Source organism: Enterococcus sp. AZ035, assembly GCF_050548325.1.
In the GTDB taxonomy this organism is placed as follows: Bacteria; Bacillota; Bacilli; order Lactobacillales; family Enterococcaceae; genus Enterococcus; species Enterococcus faecalis.
This window is the reverse complement of sequence record NZ_CP172958.1, coordinates 1,708,342-1,730,954: the sequence shown is the minus strand read 5'-3', so window position 1 is coordinate 1,730,954 and position 22,613 is coordinate 1,708,342. Positions and strand designations below refer to the sequence as shown.

Below are 22,613 nucleotides of genomic sequence, written 5' to 3'. Positions count from 1 at the left end.
GACCAATTTTCGGTTTTTAGATTTTTGTTGACAAGTACCTACTTTTAATTGTATGATTGTTTATGTTTCTACGGAATATATTTACAAAGGAGGTATATAGACCAATATCGGATAGCGCCAGACCTGAACGTTCAGGTGACGAGGAGAGAGCTTATCGAAGATTCGGCGGGTGGCTCTAGGGACTGCACTCTACAGATAACAAAGAAAAACTAATTGTGAAGTTAGAACAAAGCGGTTATCACGCAGGTAGAAACATATAATGGGATTTGCTAGTTAAACAGGACCTAGTAAATACAGAATTTCAATTGGAAAGTAGGAATTAGCATTATGTGTGGAATTGTCGGAATGATTGGAAAAGAAAATGTCACGGAAAGTTTGATTCAAGGATTAACAAAATTGGAATATAGAGGTTATGATTCTGCTGGGATTTGTGTGAATGATCAAAGCCAACAGCCCCATGTAGTTAAGGCAGTTGGGGGCATTGCCGATTTAGCAGCAAAATTAACGCCAGAAATCGATGGAACAGTTGGTATTGGTCATACTCGTTGGGCCACTCATGGCGAACCAACTGTCGCCAATGCACATCCCCATGTTTCAAGCGATCAACGCTTTGCATTAGTGCATAATGGTGTCATTGAAAACTTTGAAGAATTAAAAGAACAATTTTTAAGTGGTGCTCACTTAATTGGTGATACAGATACTGAAATCGTCGTTCAATTAATTGCTCATTTTGCTGAAAATGGTTTTTCAACAAAAGATGCTTTTAAAGCGGCTTTAGCCGAAATTAAAGGTTCATACGCTTTTGCATTAATGGATAAAATGGACCCCAATATTATCTATGTAGCGAAAAATAAAAGCCCGTTACTTATCGGTCTAGGTGAAGGCTTTAATGTTATTTGTAGTGATGCGATGGCGATGATTAAAGAAACCAATCAATTTGTTGAGATTGTTGATGGTGAGATTGTAACTGTTACAGCGGACAAAGTAGTAATCGAAACGCCAGAAGGACAAGTAATCAACCGAGAACCTTTTGAAGCGCAATTAGATTTAAATGACATTGAAAAAGGAACATATCCGTTTTATATGCTCAAAGAAATTGATGAACAACCTGCAGTGATGCGCAAAATTGTTCAAGCGTATACTCAAGGTGAAAAAGTGACTTTAGATGAGGCGTTACTGGAAAAAATTAATCAATGTAACCGAATTTACATTATTGCTTGTGGGACAAGTTATAATGCAGGTTGGGTCGGAAAATCTTTAATTGAAACGATTGCCAGTATTCCTGTGGAAGTTCATTTATCAAGCGAATTTGGCTACAACATGCCTATTTTATCTGAAAAACCGTTCTTCATTTTCTTAAGTCAAAGTGGTGAAACGGCAGATAGTCGCCAAGTACTGGTACAGGTTAATGAATTAGGGCATCCATCACTTACATTAACAAATGTTGCTGGCTCAACATTATCACGTGAAGCGGACGATACCTTGTTATTACACGCTGGACCAGAAATTGCTGTCGCTTCCACCAAAGCTTATACTGCTCAAATCGCTGTCTTAGCTATTTTAGCAAAAGCAATTGGCGAAGAACGCCAAACATTAGCAGCCGTCTCATTTGATGTGGCTCACGAATTGAGCGTGGTAGCAGCTGTCATGGAAACCTTGATTGATGAAAAACAACAAATGAAAGCCTTGGTGGAAGATTATCTGACGTATACTCGAAATGCCTTCTATATCGGGCGAGGAGTCGACTATTATGTGTCGATGGAAGCGGCCTTGAAGTTGAAAGAAATTTCCTACATTCAAGCAGAAGGCTTTGCGGCAGGTGAATTGAAGCATGGAACGATTGCCTTAATTGAAGAAGGAACACCTGTGATTGGGATTGTGACAGATGCCAAAGTCGCTGCCCATACAAGAGGCAATTTAAAGGAAGTCGAAAGTCGTGGAGCAAGAAATATTGTGATTGCTTTGGAATCCTTGGCAAAACCACAGGACCAACTGATTATTCCAGATGTTCATCCGTTACTTTCTGCCTTAGTTAGCATTGTTCCAGGTCAATTATTAGCGTACTATGCAACCTTACAAAGAGGCTACGATGTTGATAAACCAAGGAACTTAGCCAAAAGTGTAACTGTTGAATAAATCAAGAACCTGAGAGAAAGATGTTCAACGGGTTTTCATGAGTTTTAATATCTGAGACAAAAATCACTTTAGATTTTTGTCTCAGATATTTTTTATAAAAGAAAGATATTCAGTCAAAAATGAAAGATTCCAAAGAAATTCTTTTTTTCCGTTGAAAACTGTTTGCATTTTAGCAAAATTAGATATAATTAATAAGAACCGAAAAATAAGAATTAGCCAGTGAGGTAACTTTGTTTGAAAGAAAGCAAAAAGTAGGTTAAGCTGAAAAGTGCTAATTTATTTAACAAAAAAAGATTGTGAGTTGTTTGATATGGATCAGTTTAGTACATTAACTGAACAAGAATTTACTACCTTTGCAATGACACATCCTGCAGGTAACTTTTTAGAAACACCCGAAATGAAACATTTATTGGAACGACGTGGCTGGCATTGTGAATACGTTGGCGTCAAACGAGAAGGCCAACTAATTGCTGCGTGTATCCTAAGCAAGAAAAAAGTCAAAATTGGTTATGCTTTCGACATTGACGGCGGAATTTTGATGGATTATACAGATAAAAAATGTGTAGAAGCCTTTTTCACAGGCTTAAAAAAATATGTGAAAAAAAATGATGGCCTTTATTTAACCTTTACTCCAAATAAACAAATTTGTTTACGTGATTTTAATGGCGGTGAAGTTGAAAAGGTCAATCAAGAAACATTTGACTATTTCACATCAATTGGTTTTGAACACCAAGGGTTTGATGTGCACAATTTTGATGGCGCGCCACGTTGGCTGTTTGTCAAAGATATGGCTGGATTAACAGAAGAAGATCTTTGGAAATCTTATGGAAAAGATGCTAAATATGACATCAAGAAAACATGGGAATATGGAGTAACAATCCGAGAACTTCGTTACGAAGAGCTACCTCTCTTTAAGAAATTAACGGAAGAAACAAGTGCACGGCGTAATTTTGAAGATAAGGATTTAGCTTATTACCAAGCTGTTTATGAAGAGTTTGGCGAACGAGCGAAATTTATGGTGGCGGAACTAAACTTTGCTACTTATTTAGAAAATCTTCATGAGAAATTACGCAAATTACAAGAGACGCTCAACGAAGTCAATGAAGCGTTAATTGCCAATCCTAAAAGCCGTAAAAAAAATAACCAGAAACGTGAATTTGAAGATGAAGTTCGTACCGTGCGCAAACGGATTGACGAGGCTAAAGAAATGAAAACATCAGATGAACCTGAAATTTTAGCAGGTGCCTTATTCATTGTTCATCCACAAGAAGTTGTTTACTTGTTTAGTGGTACGTATGAAAAATATAAACAATACTATGCACCGTATTTAATTCAACATAAAATGTTAACTTACACAGTAGAAAATAACATTCCCAAATATAATTTTTATGGCGTTGACGGTATCTTTGATGGAAGTGATGGGGTTCTTAAATTCAAACAATCCTTTGGCGGTCATGTCGAAGAATTAATGGGCAATTTCCAATGGAAAGCCAAACCAATGAAATATGCCTTATATCACGCATTAAAAACAATTAAAGAAAAAGTCTAAAATTAAAACCCAATCCTTAAAAAGGAATGGCAAAGTGAGGCGTTTAAATGGAAAATCAAGTCGAGGTTATGACGTATGCACATTTAAAAGAAATTATGCAGGCGTTAGAAGCAAACGAAGCGATTACAGAAGATACAAAAGTCTTTATTGATACAGGATGGGATAGCGTGCAAGAAGTAGCCCCAGATGCGGTCAGTATTGAAAAAGTTGCTAAATTTACAGTAGCAGATGTTTTAACAAACGAAAGTTTTGCTGGGTATAGTTTAGAAGAAAAGGCGGAGAAGATGAACGCTGAGGGCGACCTAGAAACGGCAATTATTATTCGTAATCTTTACTAAAAAAGTCCGTTTGAATAGTTAAAATCGAGGTCGGGACAGAACCGTTTAGCTCCGAGCAACGCGTAGTGTTGGTTCTGTTCCCGCCGGTTATCAGGTTTTGAGCCTGGAGCAAAAATCCAAAGTGATTTTTGTCCCAGGCTCATCTGCTTTAAATAAGAAATAAAGGAGGTTAGATATGAGTACCATTCATGAATTTCCAAAAAACTATGAACGTTTTATTGCACAAGGAGAAGAAGCACTTGTAGAACATAATCAGATCGCCGCTTTAGAAAATTTTCAACAAGCCTATCAGCTACAACAAACGCCGCCAGTAAACCAAAAAATTGTCCAATTATTGTTGGAAATGGGTGAAGCTGATGAAGCACTAGCATTGGCAGAAGCGTTCCAAGAGTCTTATTTTGAGAACCTTGAAACAGCGGCAATTTATATGCAAATTTATAGTCAAAGTCGTCGCTTTATTGAAGGGTATATTTTATTGAAGCAATTACTTCAAACTAAAAAAATAACGCTAGCACAACAAAAAACGTTAGAACAGCAATTAATGCAAGTGGAAGAGGCGTATCAACAATTAGAAACGCAGCAAATTCAAGCAATTAAAAGGAACTTGTTAGTAAGCGATCAATTGCCCGTTTATCAACAATTAGCGAACATTAAAACCAGTTTATATTTGCCTAAACCAGTATTTGTGGAAGTCGCAAAAGATTTAGTTATGAACCAAGCACTTAGTTATTTTGCTCGGGAATGGTTCATTGAAGAATTAGCACTTTTGCAATTTTCAGAACCACTGACTTTTCTTTGGTATGACAATCAGCCTCAGACAGTCTTACTAGAAGGAAAAACTGGACCGTTAAATACGCCGATCTATTCCGAAATTTGTACTGAACTTAGGAATCGTTTAGAAAATGATGATCCAATTATGCTGCAGCATTTGGAAGAAGAAATTCGATTGCATCTTGCCTATTTGTATCCATTAGCAGAGACGGTTATTTCAGATCCAACTATCTGGGTCTTGGGTTATTTGGCAACCTATTATCCTGAATATATTGAAAAAGAATTGACTGAAGCAAAAGGCCATCAAATCGATGCTGTTCAAAAAGTTCAACAGGCGATACGAACGGCATTTACACAAATAATGCTTTAAAAAATGGCACGTCCTAAAAGCGAGGACGTGCCATTTTTTCGGTTTCAGAAATTTGCTGAATCTGCTCTAATTGCTTTTCTTGACTGATTATTGCGGATAATAGAAAAAAGCAAGACAGAAATAAGTAAAAAGAATTCCTTGAATCAAGCAAATCACAACGAACAATGGCGTTGCTCCTGGAAAAGAATCAGAAATCCGTGTAATTAAAAATTCAACTAACCATAAAATCATTGAAAATAAAAATAATTTTTTCTGACGAGTTCTCATAGTCCGCAACAACCTTTCTGGTGATTTTCACTTCTCTATCATAACATAGAAAACGAGCTGTTTTTTCTCAAAAATTTTGTTACTTCATAAGAAAAATGGGAAATAAGCAAGTTTCAGGAAGTACTAGCTTTACCGAAAAGAATACTTAATCCATCTTAATCAAACCATACAGTCACGTTTATTGCAAAAGAAGTGTTTTTGGATGGAACAAATTATTTCATAAACACAAATATTTCTTTGTTGTTTGTATAAATGTCATAAAAGTGATTACTTACTACTTTTTGATTTTTAGACATATCCGTATCGGTCAGTGGTGCCATCTCTAATCCTAAATTCGATGAAGTATTGAACCAAACGTAATTAGGGAAGTATAGACCGTCATTTGGTGGCACAATTTTTGAAAGAATTGGGTAGTTTCGACTTGTATTAGCATAAACAGTTGAATTTTTGAAAAACGTATTTAAATAAACTTTTTTTCGTTCGTTTGTTACAACATTTTTTAAATCATCTGTTAAAACAGCTGCTTGGCGATTGAATGCTTCTTTTTGATAGTTTAATGTGGAAGAATACACCAAAACAAACGATAAAATATAATAAGATAACAAGCTGGCCACAAGTAACGAAGTTAGATAAATTGCTTTCACTTGTCGATTGTTAAATAAACTTAACATGCTGATTGTAACGAAAACAGCAAATCCGTAAATATAGCGAGGCGCATCACCTGCGATATTTCTTGAATAGACAATAAAAATGCCAAAACTTAAGAGAGAAGCAAGTCCTAAATACAAGATACAATAAAGGAAACTTAAGCCTAAGTTGATTTTGCTATTTGATAGATGACTAATAAAAAATAAAACAAGCAGTAGGAGCAGTAATAAAAGCCATAAACGATTACTCTGGTTCAATAGCTCTGAAAAATAATGGTAACTATTTTGATAAGCCACACTGGGAATATCGTGCAAACTTGGTAAGGCCTGACTGCCCCCAATGTTGTTTGTTGCGGAAGGTACAAATTTTAACTCGATAAGGTAGCTGACTATAGAAAGTAGATAAGCGATAGCAGCAAGTGCGACTTTTTTGCAAAGAGCAATGAAATTTTCTCCAGCAAGTAACTGCTTGAAAGTAAGGAATAAGACGATAACTATATAAATTCCTGACGAGGCTTGGTAAGTATTAAACATAACAAACAGTGAAAAAACAGAAACCAAGAAAAACGTAAAAGAATTACGCTGCCACCAATAAAAAGGAAGAAACGAACAAAAAATACTCAATGCCATATAGGGACTATCAAACCTGAAACTAAGACATTGGAGGAACCAAGGATTGAGGCCAATTAAAGTAGCTACTAAAGAGGAACCCCAGCTAATTTTTTGGTCATTGATGATATAAATTGCCAGTATGCTTGTGAGAGATAAGATAAGACCTGTTAGAATCGGTGTGGTCAAGCCCAGATCTGTCAAATGACGACTTCCTTGAACAAACCATGAGAGAAATTCACTGCCCCAACGTGCGTAAGTCGTACCAAAATCTGTCATTCCAGCGACTTGGCGAGCATTATCATCTAAGTAAGGGAAATTGATAATGCCGATGGATAAAACTGCCACTTGATAAATTAAAATGATCAATAGAAGATAGGCTTTATTTTCAATACACCAATTCTTTAAATCAAATTTTTTTGATTCTGTAGGTAATTGTTTCATCATTGTACTCCACTCCAATAATTATTTAACAATTAAAATATACCATAACGAGTGGAATGAAGAAATTGCTTTTGTTATTTTCTCATCTTGACAGAACACTAAGGGTAGGCAAAACAAAAAAATCCCAACTCTTTATTAAAGAGTTGGGATTTTACCAAAAAGCCACCTGCCGGGCTTGAACCGGCGACCCCCACCTTACCATGGTGGTGCTCTACCAACTGAGCTAAGGCGGCACTTTCAAAGGCTAAACTAACTCGAGGATTGCAACGAAGTGAAACCCATAGAGTTCATTTTCAAAGGCTACACTGCGACGAGTAATCGTCAAAGTTCCTTTTGAAAAATCGTACAAATCTCGTACACAAGAAATAGAATAACGTATAGACGAAAGTTTGTCAATTGCTCTTTCGTAAAAAAAGAAAAATGATTTTTTTCTAAGAAAAACTGTTGACAATCTCTTTTTTCTCTAGTAAAGTGTAAATCAACATCACAGATAACTATTCATTCGTTGAAGAGAAGAGTAAATTTTGATGACCTTCAAAAGAGAGTCCTGATTGGTGAAAAGGGACAAGGTTCAGAAAAGTTGAAGATGGCCTCTGAGAATAAATTGCTGATAAGTAAGCAATTTCGGCTAAGCACCCGTTACCATGTGCACCAAGTTAATAAAGACTTGGATAAGAGATGAGATATAAAGAATCAGTTATATTTCAAAAAAAGGTGGTACCGCGAATCATTCGCCCTTTACTAGCAAAACGCTAGTGAAGGGCTTTTTGCTGTGAATCACTACGACTGGCGCGAAGCGACAGAGTAGATGATGAACAGTACAAGATGACCGAAGGGCAAGTTGTGTCATTTGCACGAATCACTACGACTGGCGCGAAGCGACAGAGCAGATGATGTCTGCGATTACTCGACGCAGGATGGCCTTTGTGAGTGATGAACAGTACAAGGTGACCGAAGGGCAAGTTGTGTCATTTGCACGAAAGTGTTCCTACGATTCTCGTCACAGTCAAATCCTGTTGAGCACTACGACTGATGCAAAGAGAGAGAGTAGCTATTATCTGCGATTACTCGATGCTTGAAGGGGTAGTAACTCTAGTCTGTTTGATTTTGAAAATAAACGAAAATCAGTTTAAAATGAATAGAAATAAAAAAGCAGTGATATAGTAAGTACAAGACTTGATTTGTCTAACAGAGAGCCTAGGTAGCTGAGAATAGGTGACAAAGACGTTTTGGAAAATGGCTATTGAGCAAGCGCTCCGAGTGTTAAACACAAGGCGGCGACGGGGGCTCCCGTTATCGAGCTAGGGTATCGAACATATTGTTCCGTACTTGAAAAGGGAATTTGTGTGAGCAAATTCTGAACATGAGGTGGTAACACGCAAAAAAGCGTCCTCAACGATACAACTCGAGTTGTGTCGTTGAGGATGCTTTTTTCTTTTTTATGAAAAAATGCAGGTTGGTAAGAATGAAGGGGGATAAAGAATGATTGAACTAAAAAATATCAGTGTGACATTTCAACAAAAAAAACAAGAAATTCAGGCTGTCCAAGATGTTTCTTTGACAATTGATAAAGGGGATATCTACGGAATCGTTGGTTATTCCGGTGCTGGAAAAAGTACGCTAGTACGGGTAATTAATTTATTGCAACGACCAACAGCGGGCACCGTTATTATTAACAAAGAAAATATTTTAACTTTTTCTAAAAAGGAATTACGACAACAACGAAAAAAGATTGGAATGATTTTTCAACATTTTAATTTGATGAAAGAGCGGACTATATTTAGTAATATCGATTTTTCATTAAAATATTCTGGGCTAAGTAAAAGTGAACGGCGTCAAAAAATCAGCCATTTATTAGAGCTAGTTGGACTAAGTGAAAAACGGGACGCTTACCCCAGTCAACTATCAGGAGGGCAAAAACAGCGGGTTGCGATTGCCCGCGCTTTAGCAAATGATCCTGAAATTTTACTTTGTGATGAAGCGACGAGTGCGTTAGATCCAAAAACAACGGGACAGATTTTAGCTTTGTTAAAAAAGTTAAATCAAGAACTGAACTTGACGATTGTCTTAATCACCCATGAAATGCAAGTGGTTAAAGAAATTTGTAATAAAGTCGCGGTGATGGAAAATGGCTGCGTTGTCGAATCAAACGATATTGTTTCGATTTTTAGTCAACCCCAACAACCTTTAACAAAAGATTTTATTCGGACAGCAACTCATCTTGACCAAGCATTAACAACAATTCTTGAACATCCTAAATTAGCTGATTTAGATAAAAATCAAGAATTAATTGAATTTTCTTATGTGGGGGATCAAACGAATGAGCCATTAATTGCACAATTGTATAGCCAATATCAGGTGTATACGAATATCCTTTACGGCAATGTCGAAATTGTTCAAAATGTTCCTATTGGCCATTTAATTGTGGTGCTTTCTGGTGATGAGGCCCAGCGTCAACAAGCCCTTACTTATTTAGCGAAACAAGGCGTGCGAACCAATGTTTTGAAAACCTATCAGCAAACGAAGCAAAAGCAGAATTTACAGGTGATTTAAAAAAGGAGTGAACTGAGAATGTATCAATTATTTGAGAAATATTTTCCGAATGTTGTCCAATTAAAACAAGAGTTTCTTCAAAGTACATGGGAAACATTATACATGGTTTTTTGGACAGCATTGATTGCTGGTGTGTTAGGAGTCTTGTTGGGTGTCGTGCTTGTCAGTACTGGCCCCAGTGGTGTTTTGAAAAATCCACCCCTGTATAGTGTCTTAGAAAAAATTATTAATGTTTGCCGCTCTATTCCTTTCATTATTATGCTTGCACTGATTCAACCATTAACACGAATTTTGGCAGGAACGACAATTGGTACAACCGCAGCGTTAGTCCCATTAGTTATTGGCGTAATTCCGTTCTTCGCGCGCCAAATTGAAAATGCGTTATTAGAAGTGGATCCTGGCGTTATTGAAGCGGCAGAAGCCATGGGGACGAGTCCCTTAGGGATTATTTTTCGGGTTTATCTAATTGAAGGGTTACCAAGTATTATTCGTGTTTCAGCGGTGACAATTATTAATTTGATTGGATTAACAGCCATGGCAGGAGCGATTGGAGCCGGTGGTCTGGGCAACTTAGCGATTACTCGAGGATACAATCGGTTTCAAACCGATGTGACATTTATGGCCACGTTAATTATTTTAATTATGGTATTTATCAGTCAAGCCATTAGTAATCAATTAATCAAAAAAACATCACATTAGAAAAAAGGAGAAATGACAAATGAAAAAATTTAGTAAATTAATTGGACTTATTGGGGTATTAGCTTTTACGATTGCAGGTTGTGCATCGGGGTCTGCGAAGGATACTAAGACAGAAACCGTTAAACTAGGGGTTGTAGGAACAAAAAATGATGAATGGGAATCGGTCAAAGACCGTTTGAAAAAGAAAAATATTGATCTACAATTGGTAGAATTTACAGACTATACGCAACCAAATGCAGCATTAGCAGAAAAAGAAATTGATTTAAATGCCTTTCAGCATCAAATCTTTTTAGACAATTACAATAAAGAACATGGGACGAAATTAGTATCAATTGGCAATACAGTCAATGCACCATTGGGGATTTACGCTAATAAATTGAAAGATATCACGAAAATTAAAGACGGCGGAGAAATTGCTATTCCTAATGACCCAACGAATGGCGGGCGGGCATTAATTTTATTACAAACTGCAGGACTGATAAAAGTTGATCCTGCGAAACAGCAACTACCGACTGTCAGTGATATTACTGAAAATAAACGCCAATTGAAAATAACTGAATTAGATGCTACGCAAACAGCGCGCGCTTTACAAGATGTCGATGCTTCAGTGATTAATAGCGGCATGGCTGTCGATGCTGGGTATACACCAGATAAAGATGCTATTTTCTTAGAACCTGTAAACGAAAAAGCGAAACCTTATGTGAACATTGTCGTGGCCCGAGAAGAAGATCAAGAGAATAAACTTTATCAAAAAGTTGTAGAAGAATATCAACAAGAAGAAACGAAAAAGGTCATTGCAGAAACATCAAAAGGCGCCAATGTTCCAGCCTGGGAAACATTTGGTAAAAAATAAAGGAGGCATTTATAATGAGTACAACAACGATTCAAACAATCCAAGAAGCTATTGCTACAGAAAAGGAATGGATAATCCATTTAAGACGTCATTTTCATCAATATCCTGAAGCAAGTTTAAAAGAATATGAAACGATTAAGCGAATTAAAGAAGAACTACTAGCCTTAGCTATTCCTTTTGTAGAAGTAGGGGAAACGGGTGTTTTAGCAACCATTGAAGGAGGTCTTGGCGCTGGCAAAACGATTTTGTTACGTGCAGATATTGATGCGTTGGAATTACCAGATGCAACAGGCGCTGCCTATGCTTCTAAAAATCCAGGACTCAATCATGCTTGTGGACACGATGGTCATGCGGCAGCATTGCTAGGTGCAGCTAAAGTGCTCAAAAAACATCAGGATACCTTTTCAGGAACGATTAAACTGGCCTTCCAGCCAGCTGAAGAAATTGGTGCAGGCGCTCGACAATTTGTGGAAGGAAATTATTTAGAAGCAATCGACCAAGTGTTTGGGATTCATTTAGATTCTAGTGTGCCGGTCGGAAAATTAGTCGCTACCAAAGGCGCCACCAACGCCTCTTGTGATATTTTTAAAATTGAAGTCAGTGGTCAAAGTAGTCACGTCGCCCAACCACAGAATGGCCGAGATGCTGTTTTAGCAGCGGCCAGTATCGTTGTGGAATTACAAAAAATTGTAGCGCGCGAGATTGATCCTTTAGATTCTGTCGTAGTAGGAATTGGCGTTTTACAAGCAGGAACACGCTATAATATTGTAGCAAACCAGGCAACCATTGAAGGTACTGTTCGAACATTTAGTCAGGAAACGCGCCAATTTGTTTTACAACGAGTCGAAGAAATTGCCCATGAAATTGCCCAGTCTCATCGCACAGAAATTGCTGATTTTTCTGTTTATGCAGCAGCGAATCCATTAATTAATGAAGAACAAGCAACCAACCGTGCACAGCAGGTAGCCAGTGAAATTGTTGGTTTTGAAAATGTTGTGACCGATCATCCTAAAAGTTTAGGGGCGGATGATTTTGCTGATTACTTAGCGGTAATTCCTGGTATCTATGGACGGGTCGGTTCACGAAACCCTGAAAATCCTGCTACTCATTTTGGACACCATCATGAACAATTTGATATTGATGAACGTGCCTTACTTTTAGCAGCAGAGTACCACGTACGCTATGCATTAAACTATTTGTCAGAATAATAGGGATAGGGAGCCGACAAAATGATTGTTTGTGGGCTCCTTTCGTTATAAACCAACGTGGCTTGCTTTCTTGTCATTCTATGGTAGAATACAAGCATAAGAAAGGTGATTCACATGTTTTTTGTTTTAACTGATAAATTAACAAGAAAAGTAGCTCCCGATAGTTTAAGAACAGATGAAGCACTGTTGTGGAGCCGAGCAATTAATTTCTTCATCGCTTGATAGCACATTTTTTGACTAGAAAAGCTAGTCTTATTTGAGTGTACGTACAAGCGGTTGTCGGGATTTCTGTCAGGATGGACGACGTGCAGACGTGGTTCTTTTTTTGTTGTCCCAAAATAATCAGTTAACAAGAAAGAAGTGACGAAAATGAGTATTTTAACTATTGAACATTTAACGCATCGATTTGGCGAAAAGGTCTTGTATGAAGAGGCTTCATTGCAAGTGAATAAAGGGGATCATTTAGGCTTAACTGGCCAAAATGGTGTCGGCAAATCCACCTTAATTAAAATTTTAACGGGGGAAGTATTGCCAGACGAAGGAACGATTCAGTGGCAAAAAAATTGCAAGATTGGGTACTTGGATCAGCATGTTTCTGTAGAACAATCACTAACGATGGTTGATTTTTTGAAACAAGCCTTTCAAGAACTTTTTGATAAAGAAGCGAAACTGACAAAACTTTATGAAGAATACAGTCAAACGGCTTCGGAAAAACTTTTAGAACAAGCAGGCAAGTTACAAACAGATTTAGATGAAAGTAATTTTTACCAAATCGACACGATTATTCAGGATTTAGCCAATGGGTTAGGACTACAAGCAATTGGTTTGGATAAAAAGTTAGGGGAGCTAAGCGGTGGTCAACGTTCAAAAGTGATTTTAGCAAAATTATTGTTAGAGGCCCCTGATGTGTTACTTTTAGATGAACCCACCAACTATTTAGATGATACACATATTCAATGGCTTGTTCGCTATCTGAATAATTTTGAAGGAAGCTTTCTATTAGTCTCCCATGATTATCAATTTTTAAATGAAGTGACGAATTGCATCGCAGACATTGAGTTTGGCAAGTTAACCAAATATACTGGAAATGTAGAAAAATCTTTTGCACAAAAAGAGCAGAATAAACAAACCTATTTGAAACAGTATCAGGCCCAACAAGAAAAAATTGAAAAAATGGAAGCCTATATTCGTAAATACAAAGCTGGAAATCGAGCAACGATGGCTAAAAGTCGACAAAAACAATTGGACCGGTTGGAACGATTGACTCCGCCTGGTTCCTTGACTAAGCCAGCGATTGAATTTCCTTATCAAGGGTTAGTTGCAACGCAAGCACTAACGACCCAGAAGTTAGTTGTCGGCTATCGGGAACCTTTGTTAGAACCGTTAGATTTAATGGTTCATGTCGGTGAAAAAGTCGCATTGAAAGGCTTTAATGGGATTGGCAAATCAACATTAATTAAAACGTTGACGAAAGTGATTCCTTCATTAGATGGAGAATTTCATTATCCGCTGAATACAAAAATTGCTTATTTTACCCAAGACTTAGCGTGGCCTAATGAGCAGTTAACGCCACTAGACTATTTATCAGATCGTTTTCCAGATACAACGATTAAAGAGCGAAGAAGTCATTTGGCTAGAGCAGGTTTACCAGATAAGTTAGCAATGCAGTCGCTAGCCCTGTTAAGTGGTGGTGAGCAAACAAAAGTAAAACTAGCGGAACTAATGATGCAAACAAGTAATTTGTTATTTTTAGATGAGCCAACCAATCATATTGATGAAGCGGCCAAAAAAAGTTTACAAGAAGCAATTCACGTTTACCCAGGAACGGTTTTTCTGGTTTCCCATGAAGCAGATTTTTATGAGGAAATTGTGGATCGAGTAATTGATATTGAGGAATTAGTTAAATAAAGAAGAAAGAACCAAGTTGAGGGGGAGTCAACTTGGTTCTTTCTTCTTTATTATTTATTTACTCATTAAGCCATCATGGATTTTTGTTAAATTCCAGTTCATCATGCTGTAGTACGTATCGCCTTCTGTTCCTTCTTTGGCAAGAGAGTCTGTGAAAAGTGTATCGTAAATTGGTCGTTTCACTTCTTTTGAGACCCGTTCCATACTACGTTTATCGACACTGGTTTCAACAAATAACACAGGTGCTTTTGATTTCTTAATGGTATCAATAATCGTGGTCATTTGTTCAGGTGTTCCTTGACTTTCTGTGTTAATTTCCCAAATATAAGCGGCATTTAAATCATAAGCTTTGGAGAAATATTTAAAGGCACCTTCACTTGTAACTAATAATTTTTTATCATCAGGAATATCAGCAAATTTAGCTTTGGCTTCCTCATGTAGTTTGCTAAGTTTTTCGGTATAATTTTTCGCGTTTTCTGTATAGAAATCTTTATTTTTTGGATCTTTTTCTACTAACACGTCACGAATGTTTTCTACATATTTAATGCCATTTTCAATGTCTAACCAAGCATGTGGATCTTCTGTTTGTTCTTGACCGGCACTTGTTAAATATTGTGGCGTAACATTTTTGCTTGTAGAAAAGTAATCTTTATTCTCAACTTTTTTGGCCGTTTTCATTAATTTGTTAAACCAGCCATTTCCGCCTGTTTCTAAGTTCAAGCCGTTAAAGAATAAAATGTCCGCTTCAGAAGCTTTCGCAATGTCTTCTGGTAACGGTTCATATTCGTGAGGGTCTGTCCCAATTGGCACAATACTATGCAGCTCAATTTTGTCTTGCCCAACATTTTTCACTAAATCAGATAGGATCGAGTTCGTTGTCACAATTGCTAATTTTTCTTTCTTTTCAGCGGCTTGATTCCCGCAAGCAGCTAACGTTAACCCTGCTAAAAGTGTTAAAAAAAATAAACTAAATTTTTTCATTCGTTGATTCCTCCATTTCTTTCTCACGGTTTACAAATACTAGGCCTTTCTTTGGTGAGAAAAAGAAAGCCAATAAAAAGAATAAGGCGGCGGTTAAAACAATCGTCGCACCAGAAGCTAAGTTATAAGAATAACTGAAGAATAGGCCAATCACTGAACTTAAAATCCCAAAAGTAGAGGCTAAGCCAATCATTGTCGGTAAGTGATTTGTTAATAGATAAGCTGTTGCTGCTGGCGTAATCAGCATGGCAATGACTAAAATAGTTCCGACGGTTTGTAAAGAAGAAACAGCGACTAGTGTTAGTAAAAACATCAATGCATAGTGGAAAAATTGAATATTTAAACCGTAGGCCTGAGCCATTGTGGGATCAAAAGAAGTGAGTTGCAACTCTTTATAAAACAATGCCACAAAAATCAAAACAATCACACCGACGACACAAGTAATTAAAATATCGGTATCTGCGACCGCTAATACATTTCCAAACAGAATATGATATAAATCGGTGGAACTTTTTGCAAAAGAGATAAAAATAATCCCTAAAGCAAAAAAAGAACTAAAGACAACACCAATGGCAGTATCATTTTTTAGTGGACTTTTTTGGGTAATAAAGCCGATCGATAATGCAGCTAATAAGCCAAAAATAGAAGCGCCAAAAATATAATTGAAACCAAACATATAAGAAACAGCGACCCCTGGTAAAACAGCATGTGAAATCGCATCACCCATCAAAGACATCCCACGTAAAATAATGAATGAACCAATTACCCCTGAAATGAGTCCGACAATTATAGACGTCAAAAGGGCATTTTGTAAAAATTGATAACGGAATAAACCATCAATAAATGCAGCAATCATTTTGCAACCCCCTGTATTAATAAATCACCTAACAAATCACCGTATGCTTCTTGGAGCGTTTCTGCAGTAAATGTTTGTTCAACAGGACCCGCAGCAATTAGCCGGTTTTTCAAAACGATTAATTCATCAAAATAGTGGGACACTTTGTGCAAATCATGGTGAACAATGATAATCATTTTACCTTGATTTTTTAATGATTTAAGAATATCCATAATCACTTTTTCACTAGACATATCAATGCCGACGAAAGGTTCATCTAAAAAAATCACCTCAGCACCTTGGGCCAAAACACGGGCGATAAACACACGTTGTAATTGGCCACCAGAAAGTTCGCCAATCTGGCGTTGCGCATAGTCTTCTAATTGCACCATTTTTAATGCAGCCATGGCTGCTTGCTTTTCTTTCTTTCCTGGGCGTTTTAATAGTCCCAAGTTTGGATAGGTTCCTAGCAAGACCGTTTCAAAAACGCTAATTGGGAAACTAAGATCCAAGGCGCTACGTTGTTCTACATAGGCAATGGTTGTTTTTTGTTGGTCAATCGCTTGATTATTTAACAAAACATCACGTTCCTTTGTTTTAATCAAGCCTAATAACCCTTTAATAAATGTTGACTTTCCAGCACCATTTGGTCCGATAATTCCAGTAATTTTACCGGAGGGAATAGTAACGTGGATATTATTTAAAGCGGTCCGTCCTTGATATTGAACGGTTAACGCTTGAACAGCTAAGTTAAAGCTTTTTCTCATGAAATTCCTCCTTTTTAGGTTTGCCTTAAAATCAGTATAAGGGATAGTTTAAGAAAATGCAAATAATTTTTAGGCGCACCTAAATACAAGCGCTTTTTTCACAAAGAAAACCGTTTCTTTCAATAAATTAAGGAGGATCCCATGATTTTTATGACAAAAAATGGTAGAATATGAATGAAAACGACTATTATTTTATATTGACGGAGGATATCATGACCGAAAACTATCAAGATGACACCTTACGCATCTTCAGTTTAAATGCAAATCGACCACTTGCTGAAAAAATCGCAGCATCAGTAGGAACAGAATTAGGAAAAAGCACCGTGCGCCAATTTAGTGATGGCGAAATTCAAATTAATATTGAAGAAAGTATTCGTGGCGATCATGTCTACATCATCCAAGCAACGAATGCTCCTGTAAATGATCATTTGATGGAATTGCTTATTTTAATTGATGCATTAAAACGTGCTAGCGCAAAAACAGTTAATGTTATTTTGCCTTACTATGGTTATGCTCGCCAAGACCGCACAGCGAAACCAAGAGAACCCATTACTGCGAAATTAGTTGCTAATATGTTGGTAGAGGCAGGCGCAACACGTTTGTTGACATTAGACTTGCATACTGTTCAAGTCCAAGGATTTTTTGATATCCCAGTAGATAATTTATTTACAATGCCTTTGTTTGCTCATTATTATCGTCAACAAGCATTAGTAGGGGAAGAAATTGTGATTGTTTCGCCTAAAAACAGTGGCGTTCAACGCGCACGTAGTTTATCGGAGTACTTAGATGCGACCTTAGCAATTGTCGACCATGAAGAGATCGATGGGGTGCGCCAAGAAGGTTACGTTATTGGGAATGTCGCTGGGAAAAAATGTATTCTTGTTGATGACATTTTGAATACTGGTCAAACGTTAGCCACAGCGGCGGAAGTTTTAATGAAAAATGGTGCGCAAGAAGTGTATGCTTGCGCCTCGCATGGTTTGTTATCAGAAGGCGCAAAAGCAACCTTAGAAAATGCGCCAATTAAGGAAATTAGTATTACTGACTCTGTTTATACGACAGCAGACCGCCAACCAGCAACCTTGAATATTATTTCTTGCGCTGAGTTAATGGGGGAAGCGTTACTTCGTATCCATGAAAATAAACCAATGAGTCCATTATTCCGTTTAGAACCAAAAGGAGAATAAGTGATTCCTTAAACTAGAAATAGGTCTAACAACTTTAATAGTGTTGGGCCTATTTTTCTTATCTCTTTTATAAATAGAAGAGAAAGTATTCTGATTTTGTGTTTTAAGCTTTTTATGCTAGAATAACGCCAGAACATAAGGAAAGGGACGAGTCATTTGGAACCCATTTATTTAGATCATGCGGCAACAACACCGCTTCATCCAACGGTCATTCAAGCGATGACTGAAAATATGCAAACGACTTTTGGCAATCCATCAAGTATTCATCAGTTTGGACGAAAGGCACACGGTCTTCTGGAAGAAGTGCGTCAAACGATTGCCGAGAGCTTACAAGCCAAACCCCACGAAATTATTTTTAATAGTGGTGGCACAGAAGGGGATAACACAGCCATCTTGGCAGTTGCTTTTTCTCGTCAAAAGGAAGGAAAACATATTATTACTACGGCAATTGAACATCCCGCTGTGTTACGAACGATGGAATACTTAGAAACGTTAGGCTTTGAAGTGACTTACTTGCCTGTGAATGAAAATGGTCAGATTTCAATGGATCAATTCAAAAAGTCTTTACGCGAAGAAACGATCTTGGTTTCAATGATGTATGGCAATAATGAAATTGGAAATCGATTACCGATTGCTGAAGTTGGTGCAATTCTTAAAAATCATTCGGCGATTTTTCATACAGATGCCGTCCAAGCTTATGGAAGTGAAGTCATTTTACCTCATGAATTAGGGATCGACTTATTAAGTATTTCCGCTCATAAAATCAATGGTCCAAAAGGCGTAGGTTTTTTATTTAAAAGCGATGCAATCCAATTACCACCTCTTTTACATGGTGGGGAACAAGAAGAAAAACGACGTGCGGGCACGGAAAACTTAGCTGGAATTATTGGCATGGGTACTGCCGTTTCATTACTAACTTCTGCAGAAAAGCAAGCAAGAAAAACAGCCTATCAAAGTTTTCAAACGATTATTTTAAAAGCGTTAGAAGAAGCCAATATTGATTTTTCAATTAATGGTGAACCAACCAATCGTTTAGCGCATGTCTTAAATCTTCATTTAAAAGGAATTCCCAGTGATTTGCTCTTAATGCATTTGGACTTAAGAGGTATTGCGATTTCAACAGGCTCGGCTTGTACAGCGGGAACTGTGGATCCTTCGCACGTGTTGACAGCGATGTATGGAGAAAATTCCTCAGCTATTAAAGAATCAATCCGGATTAGTTTTGGCTACGGGAACACACCAGAAGAAATTGCGACTTTTTCTGAAGTACTAGTTGCAGTGATTCAACAATTGAAAAAATAATCTGATTGCGGCAGCTACAGGTTTTCGCTATAATGAAGATAACAATGAAAATAATGAGGTGGAACCCATGGCATTTACAACAACGGCTGCTGTTGAAGGCTCAACAGTTTTTTACAAAGTACATCCTAGTGCAAAACGCTATACATTAAAAGATAACGGCTTTACTGAAACAAAATCAGGGAACTTTCAATTGATTCGTTCCTTAGATCCAACGCCTCAGAGAAATGAAGGCTTCAAATTGAAAATTACGATCACTGCTGATCTAAAAGAGTTGAAAATGTCCATTACAACGGCAAATGGTTTAAAACCAATGAATATTTTCAAGAATGAACAACATGAAATGAGTAAAGAAAAATACTTTTTCTTAATGGATGGCTTAATTAGCCGTGGTGTATTAGAGAAAGTAGAATAATTTAGAGAAACCTGAAGAAACAAGCGAAAGTAGCTTGTTCCTTCAGGTTTTCTGTTTATTTGAAAGCAATAGCTTGTTGGCTGTGTCTTTGTTCCAAGTGTTTTCTCATTATACGCCCGGCTTGCTTTACTTATTTCAAAAAAATAGTATAATGAAAAGCACTGAAAAGTTACGACCTTCAAATCGTGGATGATTTCAGAATCTAATTGAAATGATGGTGATAAAATGGCAGATAACAGCAAAACGCGTGTCGTGGTAGGCATGAGTGGCGGTGTCGATTCATCTGTCACAGCGTTGCTTTTAAAAGAGCAAGGCTATGATGTAATTGGGATCTTTATGAAAAATTGGGACGATACAGACGAAAATGGTGTCTGTACCGCAACTGAGGATTATAAAGATGTCGCAAAAGTAGCGGATCAAATTGGGATTCCGTATTATTCGGTCAATTTTGAAAAAGAATATTGGGACCGTGTGTTTGAATATTTTTTAGCAGAATATCGGTTAGGACGGACACCAAATCCAGATGTCATGTGTAATAAAGAAATTAAATTTAAAGCATTCCTAGATTATGCTATGCAACTAGGCGCTGACTATGTTGCAACTGGCCACTATGCGCAAGTAGAAACAGATGAAAATGGCGTAGTGCATATGTTACGTGGAATTGACAATAATAAAGACCAAACCTATTTTTTAAGCCAATTATCACAAGCCCAATTGGCAAAAACAATGTTTCCATTGGGTGGCATGGAAAAATCAGAAGTTCGTGCAATTGCTGAACGTGCTGGATTAGCCACAGCCAAGAAAAAAGACTCAACGGGCGTTTGTTTTATTGGTGAAAAGAATTTCAAAGAATTTTTGAGTAATTATTTACCAGCTAAAAAAGGCAACATGGTGACAGAAGATGGCGAAATCAAAGGACAACATGATGGTCTGATGTATTATACTATCGGTCAACGCCAAGGCTTAGGAATTGGTGGCGGCGGTAAAACACAAGAACCATGGTTTGTGATTGGGAAAGATTTAACTACCAATACATTATATGTGGGACAAGGATTTCACCATGAAAAACTATATGCAACACATTTAGAAGCTAGTGAGGTTCATTTTACTGTTGATACACCAATGCCAAAAGAGTTTGACTGTACGGCTAAATTCCGTTATCGTCAAGCAGATATTCCAGTGCATGTTTCCTTATCTGAAGATGGCACAAAAGCAACCGTTACGTTTAAGGAACCAGCGCGCGCAGTCACTCCAGGTCAAGCTGTTGTTTTTTATGATGGGATGGAATGCTTAGGGGGCGGCTTAATTGATCGCGCCTACCAAGATGAAAAAGAACTACAATACGTCTAAAAAGTTTCACGAGTTGTGAAACAAAAAGCGCAGAGTTAACCAAAAGAAAAGCGGATATGCTGGTCATAAAACCAGTAAATATCCGCTTTTCTTTTTTGTTTTATATGCCTATTTTTTTAAAAATAAGAAAAAGAGAAAAATTAAAAATTCAAATTGTGGATAACTTTTCTGTGTATAACTTAGTCATCATTTTTCTCTTTTTTTAATTCGGCGGTGCTTCGACGAACCCATAGAAGGTTAAGGAGAACCAGACAAGAAGTGGAAATAAAGACCCCACGATAACCGAAAGCGGCAGATACGCTTGAACCAATCATAGGACCAATCACATTTCCTGTCGCTTGGAAAGATTGATTGTAACTGAAAATACGACCTGCAGCGTCACTTGGGGAATAACGAGTGATCAATGTTTGAACAGCTGGTAGTAAACAGGCATCGGAAATCCCAACTAAGAAACGAAGCATAGCAAGCTGCCAGACATTTTGAACAAAGGCCATTGGTAGGTAAACGAAAATGGCTAAAATTAAGCCAATTGTCAAGATGCGTTCACTGCCAATACGATCGCCTAACCGGCCGAAACGAGGGGCGGCTATTAACGTTGCAATCCCTGGAATAGAAGCAATGACTCCGCTAATTAAGGTGACATTTCCGTGACCACCCAACAATTGTTGAATATATAAACTGATGATGGGACTAATTGAATTATTGGAAGCTTGAATGATTAATGTCGTAATAAACATTCCAAGAATCACGTGGGGATGTTCTAGTTTTTTTAAAATTTGTTTCCCAGATGCAGCTTGATTTTTTTCAATTGGCACAAACTCTTCATGGACAAAGACGAGACTCAAAACAAAAACGAGTAATAAAATCGTGCCAGTAATGAAAAAGGTTGGCCGATAACCGAAAATAGAAGCAGTGACACCGCCCAAAAGAGGACCTAGCAATGTGCCGGTAACAGAACCAGTGGCTAAAGTACCAAGCACTTGACCGCTTTTTTCCTTAGGTGTGCCTGTAGCAACTAACGCAGTCGCATTACTGATATAACCAGAAAAAACACCTTGTAATAAGCGCAAGCCAATCAATTGATAAACACTTGTGACTGCGCCCATTAAACTAATGACGATAGCCATCCCTAATGAAGCACGTAATAACATTAACTTGCGTCCTTTTCGGTCGGCTAAACGGCCCCACCAAGGTGAAACAATGGTTGTGACTAAAAAAGTGGAAGAGAACGTGATTCCGCTCCAAAAATTCAATTGTTGGTGGGTAAAAGTACCTAATGTGTTGATATAAAGAGGCATAAATGGCATCACTAAGCTAAAGCCAATACCAGCCATAAATGTGCCAAACCATAAAACGAGCAGATTTTTTTCCCAAGGTTGTCTTGGACGGAAAAGTTTACTTTTAATTAATTCATACATTCTATTTCC

At 37.5% G+C, this 22,613-nt stretch carries 19 protein-coding genes, 1 tRNA gene and 2 other annotated features; of the genes, 13 read left to right on the top strand and 7 right to left on the bottom strand.

Annotated features, from left to right (window positions below):
- The first annotated feature begins 327 nt into the window (after positions 1-327).
- The 4 genes from glmS (at position 328) to IGL32_RS08385 (ending at position 5,164) form a co-directional block, all read left to right on the top strand.
- Positions 328-2,136, top strand: coding sequence for a glutamine--fructose-6-phosphate transaminase (isomerizing) (gene glmS, locus IGL32_RS08400; RefSeq protein ID WP_002379595.1), 1,809 nt, complete (start codon positions 328-330; stop codon positions 2,134-2,136).
- Positions 2,137-2,446: 310 nt separating this feature from the next.
- On the top strand, positions 2,447-3,685 hold the full coding sequence (locus tag IGL32_RS08395; protein WP_002379594.1) for an aminoacyltransferase: 1,239 nt from the start codon (positions 2,447-2,449) through the stop codon (positions 3,683-3,685).
- Between the two features lie 47 nt (positions 3,686-3,732).
- A complete protein-coding gene (locus IGL32_RS08390; protein WP_002379593.1) occupies positions 3,733-4,023 on the top strand; it encodes a hypothetical protein in 291 nt (96 codons plus the stop codon).
- A gap of 175 nt (positions 4,024-4,198) precedes the next feature.
- Positions 4,199-5,164 (top strand): hypothetical protein, encoded by a 966-nt coding sequence (locus IGL32_RS08385; protein ID WP_002379592.1) that lies wholly within the window; start codon positions 4,199-4,201, stop codon positions 5,162-5,164.
- Between the two features lie 87 nt (positions 5,165-5,251).
- On the opposite strand, the gene IGL32_RS08380 is transcribed toward IGL32_RS08385, so the two are convergent.
- From IGL32_RS08380 to IGL32_RS08370, 3 genes are all read right to left on the bottom strand, one after another.
- Positions 5,252-5,431, bottom strand: a complete 180-nt coding sequence (locus tag IGL32_RS08380) for a hypothetical protein (protein WP_002383739.1) — start codon at positions 5,429-5,431, stop codon at positions 5,252-5,254.
- Positions 5,432-5,643: 212 nt separating this feature from the next.
- A complete protein-coding gene (locus IGL32_RS08375; RefSeq protein WP_002383738.1) occupies positions 5,644-7,134 on the bottom strand; it encodes a glucosyltransferase domain-containing protein in 1,491 nt (496 codons plus the stop codon).
- A 157-nt stretch (positions 7,135-7,291) separates the two neighbouring features.
- Positions 7,292-7,364 (bottom strand) — tRNA-Thr (locus tag IGL32_RS08370).
- Between the two features lie 263 nt (positions 7,365-7,627).
- Positions 7,628-7,873: a binding site (T-box leader), on the top strand.
- 404 nt (positions 7,874-8,277) lie between these two features.
- Positions 8,278-8,528, top strand: a binding site (T-box leader).
- 85 nt (positions 8,529-8,613) lie between these two features.
- Between IGL32_RS08370 and IGL32_RS08365 the strand changes: the two genes are divergently transcribed.
- The 5 genes from IGL32_RS08365 (at position 8,614) to IGL32_RS08345 (ending at position 14,352) form a co-directional block, all read left to right on the top strand.
- Positions 8,614-9,684: a methionine ABC transporter ATP-binding protein gene (locus IGL32_RS08365; protein ID WP_002379589.1), complete on the top strand. Its 1,071-nt coding sequence runs from the start codon at positions 8,614-8,616 to the stop codon at positions 9,682-9,684.
- A gap of 18 nt (positions 9,685-9,702) precedes the next feature.
- Positions 9,703-10,383 (top strand): methionine ABC transporter permease, encoded by a 681-nt coding sequence (locus IGL32_RS08360; RefSeq protein WP_002359998.1) that lies wholly within the window; start codon positions 9,703-9,705, stop codon positions 10,381-10,383.
- 19 nt (positions 10,384-10,402) lie between these two features.
- Complete coding sequence (locus tag IGL32_RS08355) at positions 10,403-11,236, top strand: MetQ/NlpA family ABC transporter substrate-binding protein (protein WP_002366917.1); 834 nt, start codon at positions 10,403-10,405, stop codon at positions 11,234-11,236.
- Between the two features lie 14 nt (positions 11,237-11,250).
- Positions 11,251-12,444, top strand: a complete 1,194-nt coding sequence (locus IGL32_RS08350; protein WP_002379588.1) for an amidohydrolase — start codon at positions 11,251-11,253, stop codon at positions 12,442-12,444.
- 369 nt (positions 12,445-12,813) lie between these two features.
- Positions 12,814-14,352 (top strand): ABC-F family ATP-binding cassette domain-containing protein, encoded by a 1,539-nt coding sequence (locus IGL32_RS08345; RefSeq protein ID WP_002362078.1) that lies wholly within the window; start codon positions 12,814-12,816, stop codon positions 14,350-14,352.
- A 54-nt stretch (positions 14,353-14,406) separates the two neighbouring features.
- On the opposite strand, the gene IGL32_RS08340 is transcribed toward IGL32_RS08345, so the two are convergent.
- From IGL32_RS08340 to IGL32_RS08330, 3 genes are read right to left on the bottom strand one after another with little or no spacing between them, the layout of a single operon-like run.
- Positions 14,407-15,333, bottom strand: coding sequence for a metal ABC transporter substrate-binding protein (locus IGL32_RS08340; RefSeq protein ID WP_002356954.1), 927 nt, complete (start codon positions 15,331-15,333; stop codon positions 14,407-14,409).
- Entirely contained in the window at positions 15,320-16,189 is an 870-nt protein-coding gene (locus tag IGL32_RS08335; RefSeq protein ID WP_002364373.1) for a metal ABC transporter permease, read from the bottom strand. Before IGL32_RS08335 ends, IGL32_RS08340 begins: the two co-directional genes overlap by 14 nt.
- Positions 16,186-16,935, bottom strand: a complete 750-nt coding sequence (locus IGL32_RS08330; RefSeq protein WP_002360005.1) for a metal ABC transporter ATP-binding protein — start codon at positions 16,933-16,935, stop codon at positions 16,186-16,188. The genes IGL32_RS08335 and IGL32_RS08330 overlap by 4 nt, the downstream gene beginning before the upstream one ends.
- Before the next feature lie 212 nt (positions 16,936-17,147).
- Here IGL32_RS08330 and IGL32_RS08325 point away from each other — a divergent pair, with 212 nt between their 5' ends.
- The 4 genes from IGL32_RS08325 (at position 17,148) to mnmA (ending at position 21,186) form a co-directional block, all read left to right on the top strand.
- On the top strand, positions 17,148-18,122 hold the full coding sequence (locus IGL32_RS08325) for a ribose-phosphate diphosphokinase (protein ID WP_002379587.1): 975 nt from the start codon (positions 17,148-17,150) through the stop codon (positions 18,120-18,122).
- Between the two features lie 156 nt (positions 18,123-18,278).
- Positions 18,279-19,424, top strand: a complete 1,146-nt coding sequence (locus tag IGL32_RS08320) for a cysteine desulfurase family protein (protein ID WP_002360007.1) — start codon at positions 18,279-18,281, stop codon at positions 19,422-19,424.
- Between the two features lie 67 nt (positions 19,425-19,491).
- Positions 19,492-19,836 carry a DUF1831 domain-containing protein gene (locus IGL32_RS08315; protein ID WP_002356959.1) on the top strand — a complete coding sequence of 115 codons (345 nt, stop codon included), beginning with the start codon at positions 19,492-19,494 and terminating at the stop codon, positions 19,834-19,836.
- Positions 19,837-20,061: 225 nt separating this feature from the next.
- A complete protein-coding gene (gene mnmA / locus IGL32_RS08310) occupies positions 20,062-21,186 on the top strand; it encodes a tRNA 2-thiouridine(34) synthase MnmA (protein ID WP_002362075.1) in 1,125 nt (374 codons plus the stop codon).
- Positions 21,187-21,365: 179 nt separating this feature from the next.
- On the opposite strand, the gene IGL32_RS08305 is transcribed toward mnmA, so the two are convergent.
- The gene (locus tag IGL32_RS08305; protein ID WP_156210004.1) at positions 21,366-22,604 is read right to left on the bottom strand and encodes a multidrug efflux MFS transporter; all 1,239 of its coding nucleotides are present in this window, start codon (positions 22,602-22,604) and stop codon (positions 21,366-21,368) included.
- Between the last annotated feature and the right edge of the window lie 9 nt (positions 22,605-22,613).